Consider the following 25,056-nt stretch of genomic DNA (forward strand, 5'->3'; position numbering starts at 1 on the left):
AATTAGGATAGATAACTAATAATACAACCCAAGGGGGATAAGTAAAAGAGGTGATGACTAGATTATGGGTAAAAAAAATTTTTCAGATAGGGTAGGAGATACATTAGGTAGTTATGCTAAGGCGATTTTTAAAGTTTCAAGTTGGCTATTTGGAATTTTATGGGGTTTTATGGCGCCCATAATTTTAAGTTTTCCAGGCCTTATAGTTGTGGCAATTGTTATTGCATTATTAATATATGATTTTACAATGAAAAGTATAATAAAAGTACAGTGGGTTTTGGGAACAACAATTTCGGAAATAGGATGGGTTGGAAAGATAATAGGTGGAATTATAAAGGGAATTGCGTTACTTATGAAAAAGGACTTGGATTTAAAAACATATATGGCTAAGGCTGCTATAAAAGGAGCTATGGCGGGAGTAGAGTTTACAACAGCAGGAGTGACGAGTTTAGCGTCAATGGCAATGCAAGGAGGTATGTCAGTCTTATCAAGTAAGAGTGAAGTAATAACACAGGAAAAAGAATTGGGAATAGCACAGGAAGAAAAAACAAAAGGAGCTTTAGAAGAAGGAAAAAGCGAAACAAAAGAAGAGGAGAAACTTGTAAATATAACATATACTCAAGAAGATATATTTGATATAAATAGAAGGGAAACACTAAAATCATATGATATTACTGCCGAGATGCTTCAGTATTCATTACGTTTTGGGAAGTATTGGAACAAGGCACTAGCTACAGGTATGATTAGAAGAGAGCAGTTAGAGAATTACTATAAAAGGGTAAACGGAGAGTCAGAAATACCAATTATGGAGAGAAGTTCGGAAGAAAAAACAGGATCAATAAAAGATGTGTATTATTATACATATAATAGACAAATTGAGGTTATTAAGAATAAGGAGCAAGATTTAGAAAACTTAAATTACAATAATATAGAAAGTATTGATGATAAAATAAGTGATCTAGAAAGTAGTATAAAAAGTGAAACGACTAAATTAGAAACATGCAGTAAAGAAATAAATACTTTGAAATCGGATATAACAAAACTAAGAGAAGAGATAAAGGAATATGATAGTAAATTAAAAAATGGCGAGGAGTATACTGATGAATATAAAAACCTAGTACTATGTAAGAGTTTTGAGGGAGAAAATGTAATGAAGGATGGTTTACAAGTATACAGGGGGAATTTAAAGAGCGGTTCTTTGTCGTTGGATGATTATATGAGTGTAGATAAATATAACAATTCAATTGCAAAAATTATGAACGAAGAAGGAATTGATAGTAATTCTGAAGAGATTGATAGTACAGAGAGAAAAAAGGTATCTAATTCAAAAGAAGAGGATGATACTTCTTATTTAGAAAGTATATCTATTATAGATGAAGTAAATGAATTAGTTAATGATAAGTTATCTTTCTCGGTGATGACAGAATTATATGAATTTTTAAATAAATATTTAGGTAACATTGATATTTTATCTGATAATGCTAATAAAATTATAAAAATGGAAAGTAAAAAAATTTCAATTTCAAAAGTTGAGGAGGCAGCGTTTGAGAATTATTATAATACCCAAAATGAAGTCTATAGCTATGAAGAGAATGGAACAAATTATGCGTACACAGTGGAACCAAATTCAAGCCAATATAGATCATGGGGAAAGAAAAAGGATCTTAGCCTTATAGTAGAGGCGTTAAAAACAGAAAAAAGTGATGTTGAAGCTAAAATAAATGGGTTAAAAACTTATATTAAGGAGATACAAGCAAAAGAAGAAGAGATAGGAACTAAAAATAAAGAATTGAAAGCAAAGGAAAAAACTTTAAAAGAAATACAAACTTCACTTAAAAGCCTAGAAAGTTCAAAAGTTGAGTTAATTAATTTAAAAGTTGCATCAGATTCTCAAGAAGAAGAGAGAAAGAGAATATATAGTGAGTTACAGCAAGAGAAAGAAAAATTGTATGAATTGTTCATGGGACCTGAATTGTATTATGCGTTAGTAGAGGATGGAGATAAAAGCAATGAATGCAAATTAGATTATATAATGGAATTATATTATCCTAATGATACAGCGTATGAAAATTTGAAAGATGGTATTAAGGAATTACTTGATAATTCGGCAGATAGCAATTGGACTACATTGGATAAATTTGTTGGTACAGAGAATGGATTCGATGAGATGTCTATAAATGATGCACTAAACAAAATGGTGCAGCCAAGATATGGTGGGTATGGATATCCTAAATCATTCTATACAACACAGAATAATGGGGATTATGTATTGGGTGCACAAGTATTAACATATGAGCATACAGCAGTCATTGCACCAGAAAATTTAAAACTTTTAGAGATAGGAATGAAGGATGATCCTACAGGCAATGGAAAGAAAATAGTATGTATTAGTTTCATAAGTACTGATTATGCAAGAGAATATAGAGTAATGGGACTAGAGGATATATCTAAGTTTTTTAATGCGAAGTTAAAGAAAGACTATAAAGATGCAGCTGAAGTAGTAATAAAAGAAAATGGAACATTAAACATAGCAGAAACAAATTATGAGGTAAATAACGTTATAATACCAGAGGGAACTGTAATAGGTACATTTGGTAAAAATATTGTTACATTGTTAGAAAGAAGGGCGGCGGCAGAAAGAGAGCAGGCAAAATTAGAACAAAATGCAAAGGTTGCGGATGTAAATAAATACACTACAGAACAGAATTTAGCGATAATAAACAGTCCTAATACCTATGCGTCAGTATTTATTGAATTAAATGAAAGTAGCAGAAGTAGTGTGTTGGATATAGAACCAGACTTTATTATTCCTATAGATAAAAAAGGAATGTATAGATATGCGACTACTGATAAGGAAAACAAAAGTAGTTTAGGAGCAAGAATTTATGGAGGTGCGATAAAAGCAGAAAAAGGAATGGCAATAACAGATATAGGGATAGATAGAGAAAAAGGTGAGTATATAAAATTTGCAGATGGAACAGAGTATAGTAAAGCAGCAAATAATATAGTGGAGTTTGGAGATAGGGCAAAGGAATTATTGTATTCAGTAGACCCTTATTGGAGTTCAAAAACATATGAATTTGATTATGATAATAACGATTACGAAACAAAAACTAGTGATAATAAAAGCACAACGAAAAAAAGTAAAAAAGAAGATATAGTAATAGGAGATATAATAGGGGTGTCAATACAAGAGGAAGTAGTTGAGGATAATAGTATAAGTAGAGATGAGGTTAAAAAGTATGGTGAAGATACTGAAATTAGAGTAAAAACAACTGCTAAGGGATTTACAACCACACATGTTAATAGGAAAACAGTAGAGATAAAGTGCGAAGAGGCGGGACAAATAGTACAAGTTGGTAAAGATAAGAATGGTATGTTAAAAGTAAAAATCAAGGGAAATACGAGTGGAGAAATAAAAGAGTATATAAATCTATATAAGATTGGAGAGAAAGTTAAATCTAAGTTAGATAGTACATTTACAAATAAAAAGAACGGGAAAAATTATAGATATGTAGATTGGGATATTAGTTCGTATGTAATGTATGATAATTATCCTGAAGATAAAAAAACTGGTGAGTTTGCCTCTGCTGATATGTACACTCTTTGTGATAAAGCAAAGAGTAAAATCCCAGCTGGAGAGGGTATATGTTTTAAGGGGAGAACAGTAGAAGTTAAGGATTCCCCCAAAGGTACAGTAGCGTTTAATGAATCCGATTCACTATTAGAAGTGGTTGCGCCAGAAAATTGCATTTTAACTAAGGCTGGGTGGAGTACTGATACTGGATGGACAGTGCAGCTTACAAGTTTAGATTATGAGAGAAGATATACATTCTCAAAGCTTAGTAGTTTTTCTCTTTGGATACAAGGAGTTATAGGAAATAAGATAGGCCCTGATTGGCAGACAAAGAAATATGATGATATAACAATAGATGAATATAGAATTATAGAAAAAGGAGAGATTATAGGTAGAATGGGTGCATCTGAGGGACCTGATATTGGTGAAATCCCGCTAATTGCACCAGAGACATTACGTATAGTTAAGATGGGTTATAAGGTTGCAAATAACAGTGAAGATGCTTATAGTAGTTATGCTAATGTAAAAGAAGCTGTGGAGGATAAAAAATATTATTGTGTGCGCTTAGAAAGTTTGGATGGAAAGAGAGCATATGAGATAGAGGATATGGATATATCTGGTTTAACAGCACATACAGTTATAAATGGATATGATGATGCGATAGTATTCTTAGATGAAGAATATAAAGACATTGTATATGCAAATTGTAGCCTAGCAAAGAACAAGCTAGGTACAAAAGAGAATAAGGCTATAGTAAAGAATATAGAAAATGTAAATATAGATATAATCACAAAAGTAGGTAAGGATACTAGTACAATTAGTACAACGTTACCTCAATATAGACTTAATACGTTATATTTATATGAAGGTGAAATTATAGGCTATGCTAAGATGAAGAAAACAACTGATAGTGTACAAAAGCTTGCGGGAGTACAGTCTAAGGAATTGCAAACTAGGATAAAAGTAGGAGCTTCGAAAAGTGTAGTTACAACAAGTGATACAGATAAGAGTAAGGAGCAAAATTTAGTATTATCAATGAGTCCAAAAGTATCAGACTTGTTTGATGCAGTTCATGTGGATGTATTAATAGAAAAGTTTGGTACATTAATGCCAAGTAATTTCTCTGAGAAAATATCTGAAAAGGGTATTACGATAACAAAAATTGAAGCAAAAAAAGAAGAGAATAAGTTCTTAATGTCTTATACAGAGAGTGATCATAGGGTAATAAAAGTACAGTGTTATAATAACAATGGGGAAGTTATTGCTACAACACAATTTAAGTACGCAAGAGACTTTGACAAGGGTGGTAGTTATAATGTCATTAAGGAATTATGGTATTCTGGATCTGGTGACAAAGTTAAGGAAGATAAGACTGGATATACAAGGAATAAAGACAAAAATAATAAGTATACAGTTGAAGATATAGCTTTGTATGTACCAGATGGAAATATAAATGAGGTATCTAAAATAAGAATATTTGATTCTGCAGGAAATTCTACAGATTACGACATAAATGAGATAAAATCCGTAGAAAAAGTAGATGAAGGGATTAAACTTAATATATTATTAGCAAGTGATAATGGTATGGGTATTAGTAGAATAGACTGTTACAATAAAGACGGTAATAATATACTAGAAGAGATTGGAGCAAATATTAGGGTTGATGATGAAGATACTAGTATTTATTATATAAATAAAAAAGTATCAAGTGATATAGATCAAGTTAAAGTAACAGGAAATACAGGTTATGTTATGTATTTAAAACCGCAGATGTTATCTGTTAATAAGGAGAATCAAAACTCGATAGAATTGAAATTTGCAAAAGGAAGAGAAGACATAAAGAAGATAGACTGTGTAGATGAAGATGGCAATATATATACTATGAATCAAGAAAACATAAAATCTATGCAAAAAGAGCAAGATGGAATAAATACACTTATCATAGGAAGAGCAAAGGGAAGTAATTTGTCAGGTAATGCATACAAAGTTAATCACATTATGATATACGATACAAAAGGCCAATACACAACATATAAATGTATGACTATAGATGATGTACAAATGGGAAAGAATGACAAAATAGCAGAGATAGTAATAAAATTCACTGAGGGAGAAGGAGATTTATTAAGTTTAGTACAAGTGTATGAAAGAAATGCAAGTAAACCATTTTTGGAGTCTAGAGCAAATAACGTAAGTGAAAAGGTAACTATTAATGTGGGAGCAGAAAGACTGGGTAAGATAGAAAAAGTTTTATTAAAATCAAGTAATGGAGATGTGACAGAGTATTACATTAGGAATAAGATATATAAAGCTGAGATTACAGGAACAGATACAGTAAGAGTGCAATTTAGTGCATATGGAAGCGAAAAGAAATTACCAAATATCGAATTATTGGATGCTAAATTAAATAAAATAGGTGAGGCTTCCATAAAGGATATTACAGAATTTGAGCTATCTATAAAATTGTATAAAGGGCATACAACAGATGAAGTGCGTGTTGTAAAAATGGGTAGTAATAGTACTGTAGAAGACTTATACACCATGTTAAGTATTGAACAAAGTCCTAGTGGAAAAGAGTTCTTGATATTTAATAAAGAGGGTGTGGGACTAAACAAAATAGAATACTATAAAGTCTATGGTGAGAAAAAGACTATAACTCACACAGAAGTCGTAGAGAAAAATAAAAAACTAGCATGTATGTACTATACAACAGATGATGAGGGTAAGATCAAAATAGAGAGTACACAAGAGGAAGCATATTTTATAAAAGACTCAAGTTTAAATGACGAGGATACAGGAATAATACTTTGGGATGATGCAGGAATAGCAAGAGATGTTCAAATAAAACCGGCTATAACAGGATGTAGGGTAACGAATAAAAACAAACTACAAGTTGATTTTAGCAAAGGATTAAATGAACTTAAGACGTTGACAGTAGAAGGTAGCGGTAAGGTTGAAAAAACATTTAAGATTGCTAATGGTAAAGCAAAAACCCAGTATATTAACTTTACTACTGGAACTACAAATATAAAGAAATTGACAGTAAGTGACATGAAAAATGTCGGAAGTTATACAGAACTTAAATTTGAGAAGGTTGATCATGAGAAGTATCCGTTGAAGAAAGTGGTTCTAGTGGATTCATTAGGATTTAAGGCAGAATATGATTTCTTGGAAGTAAATAATATTGTAAATAAAGAAAATTATATTGTAATGTCAGTGAGTGGTGCAACAAGTGTGCAGTATTATACAGTAAATGATGGCCCATTTGAAGCAGAAAAAAGAAGTGATGGATACTATATACCAAAAGATGAAGCGACAAAAATAATAATTATAGATGGAACTTATACAAGCAAAAAAGAAATCTATGGACCAAGTATAATTAGTGCAGTGAAAAAGAGCCTTTTGGACAATGAGGTAGCAATTACTATAAGATCAGAAAAAGGTAAGGCTAACTCGTCTGAGTTGGCGTATATACAGTGCTTTAATGAAGAGGAAAATATAATTTTAGAAGAACGTATAATTGTGAATGCAAAAAACCAAAATGAAACAACAATTAAGCTAGCAGATTGGCAGAATAAGGATATTTCGAAAATAAGAGTAGTTGATGAAATGGGTCTTATTGCAGAAATGCCAGCGAGTGAGATAATTGACAAGACAGAAGATGCAGTAAAATTTGAATGGATATCAGTTAATTTTAGTGAAGGAGTTGGAGGAATAAACCTTATAGCAAAGGTTGAAACTGAGATGTGGGAAATAGTAAAGGCAACATTCTGGAAAGATGATAATCAAAATGAATGTGAAAGTTCAATTAAACATGAAGACGATAGTAATGTATGGACTATAATAGCAAATGTTAATAACTACGATGTAAATAAGATAAAACTTGTAGCAAGGTATAATGATAGTATAGTAAGGGATAAGGAATATAAGCTATTTACAATAGAAGAAGTTAAGAAAAATGGTAGCGATATTGAAATAAAAATACAGGGAGAAGATACAGTGGGAGCAGCAAATGTATATGGTATCAATGGAGATCAAATAGTACAAGCAAGTTCTAAAGGCAATGGTAATTATGTAATAAGGGATGGGGTAGGAACAATAAAAGCAATTGAAGCAAGAAGTGCTAAAGGTTTGATAGAATTAGTAGAAGGACCTAAGATAAAAAGTGCAAATAAAGTTGATGCAAAAGATGGAAAGGTTAATTTAGAAATGGAAGTGCAAGTTAATGGTAAACCGTTAGATGGACGAATTAACGTTTGGGATGATAAGGGCAATAAATTTGACGTAGAATGTAAAGAAAAAGACTTAGTGACAACAGTTGAGTTGGATAAAAAGTTGCAAGATATGAGCAACATAAAAGTTATAGCAGATACAGGATTGTGTGATGAGATAAGGGTGTTAGATAAAACAGAGGCAAGCAATAAAACAACAATAGAAAGCGTAACAATAGATGATACTAGTTATACAATAAGAATTAAAACTACAGATGCTCAAAGATATATCAAAGAAGCAATTGCGGAGTATAGAAATGGTTATGATAGGTTGAGTGAAGATGAGATAAAAAGACTTAGTGTAGAAGATTGCAAAGAAGTAAAAATACCAAGGACATATGGTGATAATTTACCTATAAGCCTATCAGTTCGAGACGATAGGGGAGAATGGACTAAAGAATATAAACTTATGCATGTAGAAAAAGTTGAGGGCTTGGATACAGGCGGAGTTAGGGTAACTTTTGATAGAAATTTATGTGGAATAATAGAGGTATATTGGCTTAATGAAAATGGACAATCTAGATTAGAAAACAACATCCAAGAAAAATATACAAAAGTATACGAGATAAATGAGTTTGTTTGGGGAAATGTTTTTATTTACGGATCAAATGGTGACAGAATTACAATTAGTAAAACAACTGAAGGATTTGAAATAATTGACTAGTGGTGTAAAAGAGGAGGGATGGACATGGCAGCATTTGGTGCAGGAAATTTAAAATCATACATGGAAGGTGGCAGTGATGAAGGAGATAGTTATTCTACAACGTCATCTTACGCTAATAATTTTGGACTAATATTTTTGTATGTAGCCGCGGGAGCAATTTGTATGATGTTGTTAGGGCCAGTGCTTAATGGTGGAAGTAGCACCACAGGTCCATCAAATGGAGGCCAAAATGGTAGTAGTGTTACCAATATATCTGGCAATAATGATAACAGTAACAATAATGGAGGGAGTAGTAGCAGTAGTGAAAATCAAGATAAAATTGTTACGTCAGATATGCTAGATGCGGAGACGATATATGGATCGCTAATAGAGACTAATATAAATGTTTTACTGGATGATCTAAGCCAAACAAGTGCATGGGTTTCATCAGGGGATCCAGATTTAGTGCTTAAGGTATTAGAGAAGAAGACATATGATAATTCCATGGTAGATAAATTTGATGTAGAAGTAACGGGATATGGAAGCAATAAAGAAGGAGAAATAGGAGAGGAAGAAGCTCTTAAATTAGTAGAGGCGCTTAGAGGGAATAGTTCTGTTAAAGCAGACTTTACAATAAGAATAAGGCCGTTGATAGATGGGAACACCAGAATATCTAAAATAGTGGTAACCGATAAAGACGGGAAAAAAGAAGTGACAGAGATTGCGGAAGGGGATACAAAGAAAAAGAAATTTGAACTAAAAAATATTAAATTGCCAATAAAAGAAATTACGGTGTATGATAAAAGTGGGGCAAGTGCGTCGTATGCAGGACCTAATATTACCAATGCGAGCGTAACTTATAATTCTAAAGTTGAATCTGAAAAGGGAACAGAAGAAGGGGCTGAAAATGAAAAAGTAAAGGCTAAAGTAAAAGTAATGGTTAATAATTATACACAGGGAATAGTAATATGCCCTGTATCAAAAAGGGAAAGTCAAGAGTACATTAATTATTTTTATGACATTAAAGCAAAGGATTCTAAAGAAGACGGGGTGTGGAAGTATGATTATGAGCACGAGACCAGTGAAGTGGAAACTTCTGGAGAGATAAAAAAGATAATTGTAATTAATAGAGAAGGATTTTGTACTGAGCGGTACGTATTGTAGAAAATGCGCATTTGGTGTATTATAGAATAAGTGAACAGGAAAAGGAGTTGTAGAATATGCCATTTGACGCCGTAGTAACAAGAAGCGTAGTTAATGAATTAAATGAATTGTTAGTAGGCGGAAGGGTTGATAAAACATATCAGCCCTTTTGCGATGAGATAATATTAAATATACGAAGCAAAGGTTATAATCATAAATTATTAGTGACTGTAAATCCAAGTTGTCCACGTATACATCTAACTAATATGCAAAAGGAGAATCCAATTAATGCACCAATGTTTAGTATGTTACTTAGAAAGCATCTTACAGGAGGAAGAGTGCTTAGTATTACATGTGATGATTTCGAGAGAATTGTTATGATTGAAGTTGAGTCTAGAACAGAGCTAGGTGATTTACTAAAAAAAAGGCTTGTAATAGAGATAATGGGTAAATATAGTAATATTATATTGGTAAATCATGAGAATAAAATAATTGATAGTATAAAACATGTGGACAATGAGATGAGTGCAGTAAGGGAGATAATGCCGGCAAGAGAATATATTATGCCTCCAGTGCAAGATAAAATATCGCCATTTGATGTATCGGTTGATGAGTTATTTTACAAAGCTGATGTGGAGTTGGGAGAGTGTATACTAAGCACAATAAAAGGGTTTAGCCCGTATATCATAAAAAATATATGTAAGAGAGCAAGTGTGTCCTATAATGATGTTATAGGAGATTTGTCACAACAAGATATAGCAAAAGTTAAGGAAGAGTTGACAATGGTGATAGATAAGATACGTCGTAATGAATTTATAGGGTGTATTGTACATGGCGAAAAGGATGATTTTTATTGTATAGATTTTGGCGAAAAGAATGTAGAGATAATGCCGTCTGTAAATGAATGTATAGATAAATTTTATCAAGATAAGAGTATCCTTAGTGCAATAAATAGCGAAAAAGCGAACTTACTGCGCGTGGTTAACACCAACATTAGTAGATGTAATAAGAAGATGAATTTGCAGGAAAATAAGATAAGAGAGGCTAAGCGTGATTATGATTCAAAGATTTATGGAGATCTCTTGGTATCCAATTTATATAGAATACCAGGTGATGCGGATTTTGTAGTTTTAGAGAATTTCTTTTCACCAGATATGGAAAAGATACGTATCCCACTAGATCCGAAAATATCACCAAATGATAATGCGCAAAGGTATTTTAAACGATATCGAAAAGCTAAAAATACGATTAAGATGCAAAAAGAGGAGTTGGATAAAACAAAAGATGAACTGGAATATTTAGAGGGTGTTTTGCATTCAATCGAGAATTGTAGTAATATGAATGATTTGGAAGAGGTGAAAGAGGAGCTACAAGAGGAAGGATATCAAACATCCAAATATTCAAAGTATAGCAAGAAGGTGGTAAATAGAGTGTCTTGTCCTAGGAAATTTGTTACAAAAGATGGATTTATAATAATGGTGGGAAAGAATAACAAACAAAATGATGAATTAACGCTAAGATGGGCATCACCACATGATATGTGGCTACATATTAGAGGAGGGCAAGGGTCTCATGTTGTGATACGAACAGACAAAAAAGAAGTGCCAATGGATGTAATATATAAAGCTGCGTGTCTTGGTGCGTACTACAGTAAAGAGCGAGAGGCCCGAGTAGTAGAAGTGGATTATACTTTTGTCAAAAATGTACGAAAGTCCAAAAATGGGAAGCCAGGGAAAGTGATCTATTACAATAGTAAGACTATAAGTGTAACTCCTGGTATAGATGAAACACTAACATTTGACATAAAAAAATAATTCTCCCAAATAATTTTTTTGAGAGAATTATAAATAAATATTATAAACTGGGTTTTATTTTAAATGAAGTCTTGTTTGGGATATGTCCCACCCGTGAAATCTCGAAGGTTTTCACGATAGATTCGGAATCTATTAGAGCATATATCCAAGCAAGGTTGTTGCTTTTACTGGGACTATTGTTAGAAAAAGAAAAAATTTTTATTTCATCTGAAATAAACTCATCTCTTTTTTTAGATGTAACTTGTTCTAGTGCACAAAGCATATCGTCTAAACCAGCGCTTATGGCATTGACAAAGGCTTCGCTAATTATATTGGAATCTTTTATTTGTTTACCAATTTTTTTTACTAGAGTGATATTATTTTTTTTGGATGCTACTTTAAACATTTCTTCGTACAAGCGATATTTCTTTTTGTTAATATAAGCAAGACAAGTATCTACTATGTCATTTGCATTATATTCGACAGCACAAAGAATAATATTTTCAAAATTAAAATTAGGTATTTTCTTACTAATGTTAGTAATTATATTTTGTGCGCTTTTGATATTTTGATTTTGAAGTGCAATTTTTGTTGCCGTTTCCCAAGTAGAAATTAATTTTGGATTAGGTTTTGGTAATTCTTTTTGTATACAGAAATCTATTGCGGCTGAATTTTTATACGAGGCAGCAGCAAGAATCCCTTTTGATGTTAGCGAAAAATTTATATCAGAACATTTTTGATATAAATGTGAAAACATATCTATATCAAATTTTTTGGTTAAATGATAGCGACCTTCTAATATTATAGAAAATATGTTAGTATTTAAAATAAGTTTAGGTAAAGTAATTTTGTTGCACACATGATCTAATAAATAAGTGCTGTTTAAAACAGTGACTATCGCGATTATCTGATTTAAGAAAGGTATATTATTAGATAAATCTAATTGTTGCTCACAAGATTTACCCCAGAAGAAATCGAACATCTCGGTATTTTGTTTACGCAAGGATTTTTTAAGCGCTTCTGGTATAGCGTGATTATTTAGTAAGAATTGTTGTTTGTGTTCATTCCAGAAAGTAGGCAAATCCTGTATAACTTTATTAGTGAGTTTTTTTGATAATTCGAGAGCTTCTTTTTCATCCCGTGTTTTGGTTAGTTCTTTACTCATTGCATCTCCAACCCCCTTAATATACTTTCAGAAAAGAGAGCGACGTCTCCTTTATGAATAATTCGACATCTAAAACAAAAAATCCTTCTTTAATTTTGAAAAAATATTTTACAAAAATGTAAAATAAAGCGTTTACAAGTTATAAAGCAATGATATATAATACAACAGGATTATGGTAAGAGTAAAAGTTGAAACTTAAAGGAGGAGCAAAATAAGCTATGATCAAGAAAGCTGTTTATGGGTATAAAACGCGTTTGAAAGAATTAAAAAACTTCTTTTTAGAAGAAGCTGGTATATTTGTGGCATGTGCTAACGGAGATATAAAGATGTTGGAGAAATTAATAAATAAGGAGATAGCATTAGGGAACAAGGATTGCGTAAATGCTGTCAATGAGTATGGGGAATCTTTATTGGGCATAGCGTGTTTGCAAGGTTATGCGGATATAGTGGAGAAGTTATTAGATATGGGCGCAGATATAAATAAAGGAGATATTGTGAATGGGTGTACCCCATTGTATGTAGCGTGCATGTGTGGATATGCGGACATAGTAGAAAAGTTATTAAAAAGAGGGGCAGATCCTAATAAACAAAGTACCAAAGATGGATATACTCCACTGCAAGAGGCGTGCTTACGTGGTGAAACAAAGGTGGTGGAGAAATTATTAGAAGGAGGAGCAGATGTAAATAAAGCTAGTAGAATAGGGATTACGCCTATTTTTATAGTGGATTCAACTGGGAATATTGAGTTGATGAAAAAGTTATTATTGCATAAAGAAATAAAAATAGATGGGGAGGCTAAAAGTGCCAAAAATAAAATTAATGAAAGGGCACTAATTGCATGTAGTGAAGGCAATGTAAAAGAGCTAGAAGAGCTACTAGACGTAGTAGAAAGGGTGGAAAAAATAGGAAAAAATAGTTTAGGGAGATATTTTAGCAAATCAGATGAAGAGGCTAAGCAGTATCTTATAAATAGATTTGGTATTAAAAATACATTAGAGGCAATACCATATACTGAGAAAAATGAGGCTATTTACGTGATTGAGAATTTGTTGAATAAAAAGAATATACTTTGTATAGCAAAAGGAAGTTTAAGAAAAATTTTAGAAGAGAGGATATTGAAAAAATTAATTATTGCGTGTAAAGAGTCTCGCGAAGATACAGTAAAGGAATTGTTAGATACGGGATTAGATATAGAAAAAGCTTTGTTACAAATAGATGTATTAGATGAAAATATAGAAAAAATATTAAAAAAAAAGCTATTGTCTGGGAAAGGACAAGCTGCGAAATGTTTAAAAAATAAGAATAGAGAAAAATTATTATCTATGTGTGAAGCTGGGAATATTGAAGAAGTGGGTAAAATATTAGATATATTAGGGAAAATAGGAGCCAAAACGTTAGGAAGATGTTTTAGTGTAGCTAATATAGAAATTACAAAGTACTTAATAAATAGATTTAGCTTAAGTGAAACTGTTGAAGCTTTACAATATATCAAAAATGATAAGTATGTAGTAGAGGAGTTGTTAAACAGAAATAATATACTGCATCAAATTAGAGGAACACTTGAAACCAAAATATCACAGAGATTGATTGATGCATGTAGGAAATCGGACAAGTATGCAGTAGAAAAATTATTGAGTACGGGGATAGATGTAACAAAGGATGCATCATACATGAAGGAAGCTACAGATATAAATATTATAAATATGCTTAAGAATCATGGTGCAAAGGAAGAGAAAAAGAGAAGTGAAATAAATAAGAATTATCCTAAAAAGAAGGAAAAAAGTACACTAATTAAATTAATTAGAAATGGATGTAAAGTAGAAGATGTAATAAAATTATTAGATAAAGGTGTTAGTGTAAATGAGGTTGATGATGAGAAAAAAATAAGTGCACTAATGTATGCAATAAAAGATGGGAATGTAGCAATTGCAGGTGAATTAGTGAAAAGAAAAGCAAATCTTGATTGGAAAGATGCACAAGGTAAGAATGTGTTGATGTATGCATTAGAAAAGGGTAAGATAATGGCTTCTATAATAGATAGAGTAATAGATTGTGCTAATATGGATGTATTGGACAATCAGGGTAAGGACTTATTGATGTATGCATGTCAGGGAGGATATATGAAGGCGGTAGAGACATTAGTGGAAAAGAAAAATGAGCTGGTATACAATGTAGATAATAGAGGATGGACAGCCGTAGGGATAGCGTTTGAAAGAGAAGATATAAAGATGACTGAATATCTTTTTTTGAAAGGGGCAACTAATCCTGGAGAAATAAAAGAGAAGAATAAATTTTATAAATTGCTTGGGGAAGTTGATACAAGGGCAGAAAAGCCAAAGAAGACTAGACATAAAACATTGGTAGAAAAGGCCGAGAGTGCTGACAAAAAAAGCAAGACAAGGTTAATGTAAACAGTAAAATTAAATTATGATTTTAAAGCAAAAGCGGAGAATACAGGGAGGACAATTTTATGTTGTATATATGTTTTAGAATTATGAGATTTTTTTGTGTAAGTATGATACGTTTAAACGAATTTTATTCAAAAAAGAAGAATATTTTTGATAAATGTATAGATGGAGATGTGAAAACACTTGAAAAATTAATAGAGAAGGAAAAATTAGCAGGGAACGAGGATTGTGTGAACGAAGTCAATGAAAAAGGGAAAACTCCATTAATATTGGCTTGTTTACACGGGAATATAGAGGTAGTAGATAAATTAATAGAATTAGGAGCAGACATAAATAGGATTGAAAGAGTAAATGGGTGGACACCATTGTATGCAGCATGTGTGTGCGGACGAGTAGATATAGTAAAAAGATTATTAGAAAATGGAGCAAATGTAAATAAAGGTATTAACAATGGATTTACTCCACTACAAGTGGTATGTTGGCATAGAAAAGTAGAAATTGTGGATGTATTATTAGATGCTGGTGCAGATGTAAATAAAGCTAATTATGCAGGGAAAACAGCAATTTTTTTTGCGAATCAAGTAAGTAATATAGAAGTTATAAAAAAGTTATTATCTTGTGAAGGAATAAAGAAAGATAAAGTTGCACAAGAAGCAAGGGATAAAATTAACAAAAGGGCGTTAGGTGCGTGCAAGAAAGGTAATGTGAATGAAGTAGAAGAGTTACTAGATATAATAGAAAAAGTAAAAGCAGTGGGAATAAAAAGTTTAGGAGAGTATTTTAATAAATCAAGTAAAGGAGTTAAGAGATATCTTATTAAAAGATTTGGTCTTAAAAAGACAATAGAAGCATTAAAATATATGGATAGAGATGCTACTAGTTATGTAATTGAAAAGTTATCAAACAAAAAGGAAGTAATTTGTGTGGCAAAAGGGGATATAAAAGATACTCTAGAAACGAAAATACTGGATAAATTAATTATTGCATGTGATGAAGCTGATGAGTTTGAAGTAAGAGAATTATTGGATACAGGGATAGATTCAAACAAGGTTTTATCATGCATACCAATATTAGAAAATGAAAATATAGAGAGAATATTAAAAGAAAGTATGATTGCTAGAAAGGATCAATTTGCAGTGAATTATTTTAAGAATAAGGATAGAGAAAAATTATTATCTGCGTGTGAAAATAGTGACATTAATAAAGTAGGTAGAGTATTAGAAGGGATGGGAACGATAGGATCAAAAACGTTAGGAAAAAGCTTTAATGTAGCTAATAGAGAAATTACAAAGTACTTAATAGATAAAGTTAGTATTAAGGAAACGGTTGAAGCATTACAGTATGTTAACAATGATGAGTATATAATGGATGAATTAGTAAAAAGAAAAAACATATTAAATCTAGTTGATGGAACACTAGAGAAAAAAATATCACAAAAATTAGTAAAAGCATGTGCACAGTCGGATAAGGATAAAGTGGTACAATTATTGGATACTGGAATAGATGTAACAAAGGATGAAACATACATGCAGGTATCTTTAGATAAAGAGATTAGAAAGATATTGAGAGAGCACGGAGCCAAGGAAGTAGAGATAAGGGTAGAAATAAAGAGGAATGAACCTAGAAAGGTAGAAAAGTACACAATGCTAAAATTGATTGTTAGTGGAGATGCATCAGATAAAGTAATGAAGATGCTAGACAAGGGGGCTTATGTTGATGAAGTGGACAAGAAAAGAAGATGTGCGTTGATGTACGCAATAAGGAAAGGGAATGTTGAGATTGCAAGAAAGTTAGTGGGGAGAGGAGCAAATGTAGAGTTAAAGGATGTAGAGGATAAGAGTGTTTTGATGTATGCATTAGAGCAGGGAGATAGAATGGCTTTTATAATAGATGATATGATAAATAGTGTGGATACAGATATGGTTGATAAAGACGGCAAAGATTTATTGATGTACGCATGCCAGGGAGGATACATGAAAGCGGTAGAGACGCTATTAAAAAGAAAGAATGAGCTGGTGTACAATGTGGATAATAGAGGATGGACAGCCGTGGGGATAGCGTTTGAAAGAGAAGATATAAATATGACTAAATATCTTTTTTCGAAAGGGGCAACTAATCCTGGAGAAATAAAAGAGAAGAATAAATTTTATAAGTTACTTGGGGAAGTTGATACAAGGGAAGAAAAACAAAAGAAGACTAGACATAAAATTTTGGTAGAAAAGAGTGAACGTACTAGTAAAAAAGGTAAGACGAAGTTGTAAAAAATGTTTTTGTAAAATTGATGAAAATGTGCTATACTTAAAATTCAAGACGAAAGTAAAAGAAGTGGAGATGAATTTATAGATGCAAAAATTAGGGTTAAATGAGATAAGAGAAAAGTATCTAAAGTTTTTTGAATCAAAGGGACACTTAAGACTTCCAAGTTTTTCGCTAGTTCCAGTAAATGATACTAGTCTTTTGCTGATAAATTCGGGTATGGCACCACTAAAACCCTACTTTGTTGGCAAAGAGGTACCGCCCAAAAAAAGAGTTACTACATGTCAGAAGTGTATACGTACGCCAGATATCGATAACGTAGGTAAGACTGCGAGACATGGTACATTTTTTGAAATGCTAGGGAATTTTTCTTTTGGAGATTATTTTAAAAAGGAAGCTACATCGTGGGCATGGGAGTTTATAACAAAGGAATTACAGCTGCCAGTTGATAGATTGTGGGTATCGATATATGAAGAGGATGACGATGCGCTTGATATATGGGTTAATCATGTGGGAGTTCCTAAAGAGAGAATTGTAAGGATGGGCAAGGACGATAATTTCTGGGAGATAGGGACAGGTCCATGTGGCCCGTGTTCGGAAATTTATTTTGATTTAGGAGAAGAAAGAGGCTGTCATAAGAAGGATTGTAAAGTTGGATGTGACTGCGACAGATACATAGAATTTTGGAATTTGGTGTTCACACAATTTAACAAAACAGATGATGGAGAGTATAAAAAATTAGATCATCCAAACATAGACACAGGTATGGGCCTTGAAAGATTGGCATGTATAATGCAAGGTGTAAATAATTTGTTTGAGGTAGATACAGTAAGAAATATACTAGATGCTGTGTGCAAGAGAGCCGGGGTATCATATGAAAAAGATGCAAAGACAGATGTATCAATACGAGTGATAACTGACCATATAAGAAGCACAGTTATGCTTATATCTGACGGAGTGTTGCCATCTAATGAGGGAAGAGGATACGTGTTAAGAAGGCTAATAAGAAGAGCGGCAAGACACGGTAAATTGCTTGGTATAAAGGAGTCTTTTTTGGCGGATATAGCTGACGTTGTAATAAATGAATCTAAAGGAGCATATAGACAATTAGAAGAGAACAGAAGTTATATAAAAAAGATTATAAATACAGAGGAAGGAAAGTTTCAGCAGACTATAGAACAAGGGATAGTAATTCTTAATGAATATATGAAAGAGTTAGATGACACCAAAAGAAAGATATTAGACGGGGATAAGGTATTTAAGTTACATGATACATATGGTTTCCCAGTAGATTTAACACGAGAGATACTAGAAGAGCGTGGGTTTGATTTAGATGAGGATGCATTCAAAGAGAGTATGCAAAAGCAAAAAGATTTGGCAAGAAAGGGAGCAAAGGATAAAGAAAGCGCGGCATGGAGTGAGAGTATATACCAAAGCTTAGACAAAAACATAAAGACCAAGTTTACTGGATATGATACATTAGAAGATGAGGGACGAGTGTTATATATTGTTAGAGATGGTAAATTATGCGATGTAGCACAAGAAGGAGATAGAGTGTCAGTTATATTAGATAGAACTCCTTTTTATGCACAAAGTGGAGGCCAAGTAGCTGATATTGGATATATGAGTACAAAAGATACTTTGATTTTTGTACGTGATGTACAAAAAATTGCAGACGGGAAATTTGTGCATGAGTGTGTAGTGGAAAAAGGTATAGTAAATATAAATGATAATATGAAGCTTAGTGTGCAAAAGGATCGTAGAGAAAATATAGCAAAAAACCATACAACCACACATTTGTTGCAAAAAGCACTAAAAAATGTATTAGGCGATCATGTAAGCCAAGCAGGGTCAAGCGTGGACGATAATAGATTGAGGTTTGACTTTACACATTTTGAACAAATGATAGATGAAGAGTTAAGTAGAGTAGAGCGGGAAGTAAATGAAAAGATATTAGAAGATTTGCCAGTAGAGATAAAAGAAATGAATATAGCAGAAGCAAAAAAAATGGGAGCAACTGCATTATTTGATGAAAAGTATGGTGATGTGGTAAGAGTAGTACAAATAGGAGACTATAGTATGGAGTTGTGTGGCGGTACACATATATCATCTACAATAAAGGCGGGGCTTATGAAAATAGTGTCACAAACAGGAGTTGCAGCTGGAGTACGAAGGATAGAAGCAGTGACTGGATTAGGTGCAATGTCTTATTATAGAGAAGTAGAAGCTAAGTTGGAGAGCATAGCAAAAGCATTAAAGACGGATGTTAATGAAAGTGTGAAAAAGGTCGAATCTACATTGGAAGCATTAAAAGAGGCTAATCGTGAGGTGGATAGACTAAAAACTAAACTAATGGAGAACTCGTTAGAGGATATTGTTAAGAAAAGTGTAACTGTCTTGGGAGTACCACTTATAGTGAAGCGATTTTCTGATGTTGATGCAAATGCGCTAAGGAATTTGTCAGATATGATAAGAGATAAAATGGGTAGTGTTGTTTCGGTACTAGCAGGAGTAAATGACAGTAAGATTGTATATGTCGCATCGTGCACAAAAGATTTAGTGGAAAAGGGTGTGCATGCAGGGAATATACTAAAAGAAATATCTAAGAAGACTCGTGGAGGAGGTGGAGGAAGACCGGATTTGGCACAAGCAGGAGGTATAGATGTAGATAAACTAGATAGCGCGTTAGACAGTGTTCCTAGTGTACTTAAGGCGCAAATTGAAAAGTAGATAAGAAAAAAGAGGAGGCAGTTTTGAAATGTGTTTGTTTTGTGATATAGTAGCAAAAAAAATACCAGCAGAAATTGTGTATGAGGATCGTGATGTTGTGGCATTTAAGGATATAAATCCACAGGCATCGGTTCATGTGCTTTTAGTTCCTAAAATTCATATGGATACTATAAGAGAAATATCAGAGGAAAATTCTCATTTGATATTTAAAGTACACGAAGCGGCAAAAGAAGTAGCAAAAAGGCTAGGAATATATAATAAGGGATATAGATTAATAGTTAATTGTGGAGAAGATGCAGGACAAACGGTAATGCATGTGCATTATCATCTGCTAGGAGGAGAGAAATTAGGAGAGAAAATAGTGTGATAAAGTAGATAATAATTGGATTTGATGTATTGACACTATAGAATATATTAATATATAATAGGATGTGTGCTAAATGAATAATTCCCATAATTACCCAAAGCATGAGAATGCTATTGTGAGCACAATTGTTATATTGGAGGGGAGGGGAAATAATGGCGGGAACAGAGACTAAGGTAAAAGAAAATGAAACTATAGATAGTGCCTTAAGGAGATTCAAGAGACTGTGTGCAAGAGCTGGTACAATGTCTGAATTAAGAAGAAGAGTACACTATGAGAAGCCTAGTGTAAGAAAAAAGAAAAAGGCAGAAGCAGCAAGAAAAAGGAAGTTTAAGAGAAACTAATATTTAAGGGGAGTACATAGAGTATTTTCCGATCAAGAGGAGGTAGGTTTTAGGCAATGGCTTTAAAAGAAAGACTTCTTGACGACATGAAGAGTGCAATGAAAGATAAAAATATTGTACGCAAAAATACAGTACAGATGGTAAGGACAGCGATTCTTCAAGTAGAAAAAGATAAGAAAATAGTACTTGATGACGAAGGGGTTATGGATGTCATAGCCAAAGAGCTAAAAAGCAGGAAAGATTCTTTACCAGAGTACGAGAAGAGTGGAAGAGAAGACTTAATTGATAATTTAAAGAAAGAAATAGATATATTATTAGAGTACATGCCTAAGCAATTATCACGAGAGGAATTATATGATATTGTGAAAGGCGAAATAGAGGTGTGTGGCGCGGTATCAATGAAAGATATAGGAAAAGTCATGCAGCTAGTACTTCCAAAAGTAAAGGGCAGAGCTCAAGGAAAAGAAATAAATGAGATTGTAAAAGAGATCCTTGGCTGTTGAGAAGAGCATCCCATCTTAGGAAAAGATGGGGTGTTATTTTTTTTTATGGTTAAAAGTGGGAAGGAATAGATACTTGTAGAAAATTACAACTTTTTTTTGAAAAAATTTTTACAAATTTTAAAAAAGAGGTTGCAATTATATTCCAATAAATATAAAATATAGGATGCAAGAAGAAATGACATTGAAGCAAAAAGACAAAGTATTTTGGGAGCGTGATGAGATGTTTAATAAAAAGACAGTAAGAGATATTGATGTAAAAAACAAGAAGGTCATAGTAAGAGTAGATTTTAATGTGCCGCTAGACGAGAATGGCAACATAACAGATGATAAGAGAATTGTTGGAGCATTGCCAACTATAAAATATCTAATCGATAATGGCGCAAAAACTATATTGGTATCTCACTTAGGAAGACCTAAGGATGGATTTGAAGACAAGTTTAGTATGAGACCTGCAAGAGATAGATTGTCGAAGTTATTAGGCATAGAAGTAGTTCTTGCAAAAGATGTAATAGGGGAAGATGCAAAGAAGAAGGCTAGTGAACTTAAAGCAGGAGAAGTTTTAATGCTAGAGAATGTTAGATTTCATAAAGAAGAAACAAAGAATGATCCAGCATTTGCAAAGAGCCTATCTGAGCTTGCAGAGATTTATGTAAATGATGCGTTTGGTACAGCACATAGAGCGCATGCATCTACAGCGGGTTTGGCAGACTATTTGCCGGCTGTTTGTGGTTTTTTAATAGAAAAAGAAATTCAGTTTATGGGAAAAGCTTTAGAAAATCCACAAAGACCATTTGTAGCAATACTTGGAGGATCTAAAGTGTCGGATAAAATAGGAGTTATAGAGAATCTTTTAGACAAAGTAGATTCACTAATTATAGGCGGAGGAATGGCATATACATTTTTAAAGGCTATGGGTTATCCTATTGGAGGATCGATTTGTGAAGATGATAAGTTAGATTTAGCAAAATCAATTATGAAAAGAGCAAAAGAAGCCAATGTTAAGTTGCTACTTCCTGTAGAGAATGTTGTAGCAAAGGAATTCAAAAATGATACAGAGTACAAAACAGTTAAATCGGACTCAATCGAAAGTGATTGGAGCGGGATGGATATAGGAGCAGAAACGATTAAGTTATTCACAGAGGAAATAAAGAATGCAAAAACTATAGTTTGGAATGGACCAATGGGTGTATTTGAGTTCCCTAATTTTGCGGTAGGAACAAAAGCTATAGCAAAAGCAGTAGCAGAGTCAGGAGCAGTGTCAATTGTAGGTGGAGGAGATTCTGCAGCAGCAGTAGAACAGCTAGGATATGCAGATAAAATTACGCATATTTCAACAGGTGGTGGAGCGTCACTAGAATTTTTGGAAGGTAAAGTATTACCAGGAATAGATGTATTAATGGACAAATAAGATTTGGAGGAATATAAAAGATGAGTAGAAGTGTTATAGCTGCGGGAAATTGGAAAATGAATAAACTTCCTAGTGAAGCGTGCGAGTTTGTAAAAGAGTTGAAAAATAGAGTAGCGGATGTGGATACACAAGTTATAATTGCTGTACCTTATGTGGCATTGGCGAAAGTAGTTGAAATAGCAAAAGGAACCAATATAAAGGTTGCAGCACAGAATATGCATTGGGAAGATAAAGGTGCGTATACAGGAGAAGTGTCAGCTAATATGTTAAAGGACATAGGAGTAAACTATGTAATCATAGGACATTCAGAAAGAAGACAATATTTTAATGAGACAGATGAGACAGTTAATAAAAAAGTATTAAAGGCAGTAGAGACTGGTATTAAGCCTATAATATGCGTAGGTGAGTCATTGCAACAAAGAGAGCAAGGTGTAACAAAAGATTTGGTACGTTATCAAGTTAAGATAGCTTTACTTGGATTAACAAAAGAGCAAGTAAGTGATGTAATTATAGCATATGAACCAATTTGGGCGATTGGTACAGGAAAGACTGCAACGAAAGAGCAAGCCAATGAGGTTTGTGCAATAATAAGAGATACAGTATGCGAGCTTTATGGCAAGGATGTAGCAGATAAAATTCATATTCAATATGGTGGAAGCGTAAATACAAAAACAGCAAAAGAGTTGTTTGAGATGTCAGATATAGATGGTGGATTAATTGGTGGTGCAAGCCTTAAGTTGGATGATTTTGAACAAATAGCTAAGTACAATAAATAATATAAACATAGAATAGAGAAGAAGGTGAAGTAATGAGACCAAAAATGACCGCATTGATTATACTAGATGGATATGGAATTAATCCTAAAAAAGAGGGCAATGCTGTGGTAAACGCTAATAAGACCAATTTAGATAAAATTTTTACAGAGAATCCTACTACTACGATAAAAACTAGTGGGTTAGATGTGGGTTTACCAAAAGGTCAGATGGGTAATTCGGAAGTTGGACATACCAATATAGGCGCAGGTAGAATTGTTTATCAGGAATTAACAAGAATAACTAAGTCTATAGAGGATGGGGATTTTTTTGATAAAGAGGAATTTAAGAAGGCTATAGATAATTGTAAGAAAAATAATTCTAAGCTACACATATATGGATTGTTGTCAGACGGAGGTGTGCATAGCCATATAACTCATTTATATGGATTGTTGGAACTGGCAAAAAAAGAGGGTTTAGATAAGGTTTATGTACATTGCTTTTTAGATGGAAGAGATACACCACCAGCTAGTGGAAAAGGTTATGTAGAGGCTCTTGAAAACAAGATGCAGGAATTGGGTGTAGGAAGGATTGCTACGGTTTCGGGAAGATTTTATGCTATGGATAGAGACAATAGATGGGAGAGAGTAGTGCTTGCATATGATGCCATGGTTTTAGGAAAAGGATATCAGGTAGAAAGTGCTATTGCTGCAGTAGAGGAATCATATAAAAGGGAAGAGTATGATGAATTTGTTAAGCCAACTGTTGTTATGGAAGACGGACATCCTGTGGCAAAAATAGAAAATAACGACTCTATAATTTTTTATAACTACAGACCAGATAGAGCAAGAGAAATAACAAGAGCATTTGTTGACGAGGGATTTAGTGGATTTGATAGAGCAAATGGATATTTTAAGGTTTGTTATGTTTGTATGACCCAATATGATAATACAATGCCTAATGTTGAAGTGGCGTTTAAGCCACAGGTGCTTAAAAATACATTCGGAGAGTATATAAGTGATTTGGGGTATAGACAACTAAGAATTGCTGAGACAGAAAAATATGCGCATGTTACATTTTTCTTCAACGGTGGAGTAGAGAAGGAATATAAGGGAGAAGATAGAGTTTTAGTGCCATCACCTAAAGTTGCTACATACGATTTAAAGCCAGAAATGAGTGCTTATGAGGTCGCGGATAAAGCAGTGGATAGGATAAAGTCAGGTAAGTATGATGTTATGATATTAAATTTTGCAAATCCTGATATGGTAGGTCATACAGGAGTATTCGATGCTGCAGTAAAAGCAATAGAGGCGGTGGATGTGTGCGTTAAAAAAGTAGTTGATGCAATAATTGCTGAAGGTGGAGTGGCCTTAATAACAGCAGATCATGGTAATGCTGAACAGATGATAGATTATGATACAGGAAAACCGTTTACATCGCATACAACGTATGATGTGCCACTTGCGTTGGTGGGGATGAAGAATGTTAGGTTAACCGATGGCAGATTAAGTGATATAGCACCTACTATGCTCCAAATAATGGAGATTGACGTACCGCAAGAGATGACAGGGAAAAGTTTGCTTGCGTAGAAAAAAATCACATAAATTGCAAAAATATATTGCAATTTATGTGGGATAGTTATATAATATGGACTGAAGTTGAGACAAAGGATTGAATTATATTTTAGTAAGGAAGCCAA

The 25,056-nt window shown here is 33.1% G+C and carries 13 protein-coding genes; 12 read left to right on the top strand and 1 reads right to left on the bottom strand.

Annotated features, from left to right (window positions below; all coding sequences use genetic code 11):
* Positions 1-64 precede the first annotated feature (64 nt).
* From J6Y29_03160 to J6Y29_03170, 3 genes are read left to right on the top strand one after another with little or no spacing between them, the layout of a single operon-like run.
* Positions 65-8,512, top strand: a complete 8,448-nt coding sequence (locus J6Y29_03160) for a hypothetical protein (GenBank protein MBP5426877.1) — start codon at positions 65-67, stop codon at positions 8,510-8,512.
* A gap of 24 nt (positions 8,513-8,536) precedes the next feature.
* Complete coding sequence (locus J6Y29_03165; protein MBP5426878.1) at positions 8,537-9,655, top strand: hypothetical protein; 1,119 nt, start codon at positions 8,537-8,539, stop codon at positions 9,653-9,655.
* Between the two features lie 56 nt (positions 9,656-9,711).
* On the top strand, positions 9,712-11,448 hold the full coding sequence (locus J6Y29_03170; protein ID MBP5426879.1) for an NFACT family protein: 1,737 nt from the start codon (positions 9,712-9,714) through the stop codon (positions 11,446-11,448).
* Between the two features lie 40 nt (positions 11,449-11,488).
* Here the strand turns inward: J6Y29_03170 and J6Y29_03175 are convergent, their stop codons facing one another.
* Positions 11,489-12,592, bottom strand: a complete 1,104-nt coding sequence (locus tag J6Y29_03175) for a hypothetical protein (GenBank protein MBP5426880.1) — start codon at positions 12,590-12,592, stop codon at positions 11,489-11,491.
* A gap of 218 nt (positions 12,593-12,810) precedes the next feature.
* Here J6Y29_03175 and J6Y29_03180 point away from each other — a divergent pair, with 218 nt between their 5' ends.
* From J6Y29_03180 to J6Y29_03220, 9 genes are all read left to right on the top strand, one after another.
* Positions 12,811-15,003 carry an ankyrin repeat domain-containing protein gene (locus J6Y29_03180; protein ID MBP5426881.1) on the top strand — a complete coding sequence of 731 codons (2,193 nt, stop codon included), beginning with the start codon at positions 12,811-12,813 and terminating at the stop codon, positions 15,001-15,003.
* Positions 15,004-15,062: 59 nt separating this feature from the next.
* The gene (locus tag J6Y29_03185; protein ID MBP5426882.1) at positions 15,063-17,261 is read left to right on the top strand and encodes an ankyrin repeat domain-containing protein; all 2,199 of its coding nucleotides are present in this window, start codon (positions 15,063-15,065) and stop codon (positions 17,259-17,261) included.
* Between the two features lie 82 nt (positions 17,262-17,343).
* Complete coding sequence (gene alaS, locus J6Y29_03190; protein MBP5426883.1) at positions 17,344-19,986, top strand: alanine--tRNA ligase; 2,643 nt, start codon at positions 17,344-17,346, stop codon at positions 19,984-19,986.
* A 28-nt stretch (positions 19,987-20,014) separates the two neighbouring features.
* Positions 20,015-20,353 carry a histidine triad nucleotide-binding protein gene (locus J6Y29_03195; GenBank protein ID MBP5426884.1) on the top strand — a complete coding sequence of 113 codons (339 nt, stop codon included), beginning with the start codon at positions 20,015-20,017 and terminating at the stop codon, positions 20,351-20,353.
* A 152-nt stretch (positions 20,354-20,505) separates the two neighbouring features.
* A complete protein-coding gene (locus J6Y29_03200) occupies positions 20,506-20,694 on the top strand; it encodes a 30S ribosomal protein S21 (GenBank protein MBP5426885.1) in 189 nt (62 codons plus the stop codon).
* A 56-nt stretch (positions 20,695-20,750) separates the two neighbouring features.
* On the top strand, positions 20,751-21,197 hold the full coding sequence (locus J6Y29_03205) for a GatB/YqeY domain-containing protein (GenBank protein ID MBP5426886.1): 447 nt from the start codon (positions 20,751-20,753) through the stop codon (positions 21,195-21,197).
* A gap of 220 nt (positions 21,198-21,417) precedes the next feature.
* Positions 21,418-22,605 carry a phosphoglycerate kinase gene (gene pgk, locus J6Y29_03210; GenBank protein MBP5426887.1) on the top strand — a complete coding sequence of 396 codons (1,188 nt, stop codon included), beginning with the start codon at positions 21,418-21,420 and terminating at the stop codon, positions 22,603-22,605.
* 20 nt (positions 22,606-22,625) lie between these two features.
* Complete coding sequence (locus J6Y29_03215; protein ID MBP5426888.1) at positions 22,626-23,381, top strand: triose-phosphate isomerase; 756 nt, start codon at positions 22,626-22,628, stop codon at positions 23,379-23,381.
* Positions 23,382-23,413: 32 nt separating this feature from the next.
* Complete coding sequence (locus tag J6Y29_03220; GenBank protein ID MBP5426889.1) at positions 23,414-24,946, top strand: 2,3-bisphosphoglycerate-independent phosphoglycerate mutase; 1,533 nt, start codon at positions 23,414-23,416, stop codon at positions 24,944-24,946.
* Positions 24,947-25,056 lie beyond the last annotated feature (110 nt).

Source organism: Clostridiales bacterium (assembly GCA_017961515.1).
In the GTDB taxonomy this organism is placed as follows: Bacteria; Bacillota; Clostridia; order Acetivibrionales; family RGIG10202; genus RGIG10202.

Bases quoted from the DNA above. Each gene is read 5' to 3' on its own strand.
- J6Y29_03160 (MBP5426877.1), top strand. From the start codon at position 65: ATGGGTAAAAAAAATTTTTCAGATAGGGTAGGAGATACATTAGGTAGT.
- J6Y29_03165 (MBP5426878.1), top strand. From the start codon at position 8,537: ATGGCAGCATTTGGTGCAGGAAATTTAAAATCATACATGGAAGGTGGC.
- J6Y29_03170 (MBP5426879.1), top strand. From the start codon at position 9,712: ATGCCATTTGACGCCGTAGTAACAAGAAGCGTAGTTAATGAATTAAAT.
- J6Y29_03175 (MBP5426880.1), bottom strand. From the start codon at position 12,592: ATGAGTAAAGAACTAACCAAAACACGGGATGAAAAAGAAGCTCTCGAA.
- J6Y29_03180 (MBP5426881.1), top strand. From the start codon at position 12,811: ATGATCAAGAAAGCTGTTTATGGGTATAAAACGCGTTTGAAAGAATTA.
- J6Y29_03185 (MBP5426882.1), top strand. From the start codon at position 15,063: ATGTTGTATATATGTTTTAGAATTATGAGATTTTTTTGTGTAAGTATG.
- alaS (MBP5426883.1), top strand. From the start codon at position 17,344: ATGCAAAAATTAGGGTTAAATGAGATAAGAGAAAAGTATCTAAAGTTT.
- J6Y29_03195 (MBP5426884.1), top strand. From the start codon at position 20,015: ATGTGTTTGTTTTGTGATATAGTAGCAAAAAAAATACCAGCAGAAATT.
- J6Y29_03200 (MBP5426885.1), top strand. From the start codon at position 20,506: ATGGCGGGAACAGAGACTAAGGTAAAAGAAAATGAAACTATAGATAGT.
- J6Y29_03205 (MBP5426886.1), top strand. From the start codon at position 20,751: ATGGCTTTAAAAGAAAGACTTCTTGACGACATGAAGAGTGCAATGAAA.
- pgk (MBP5426887.1), top strand. From the start codon at position 21,418: ATGTTTAATAAAAAGACAGTAAGAGATATTGATGTAAAAAACAAGAAG.
- J6Y29_03215 (MBP5426888.1), top strand. From the start codon at position 22,626: ATGAGTAGAAGTGTTATAGCTGCGGGAAATTGGAAAATGAATAAACTT.
- J6Y29_03220 (MBP5426889.1), top strand. From the start codon at position 23,414: ATGAGACCAAAAATGACCGCATTGATTATACTAGATGGATATGGAATT.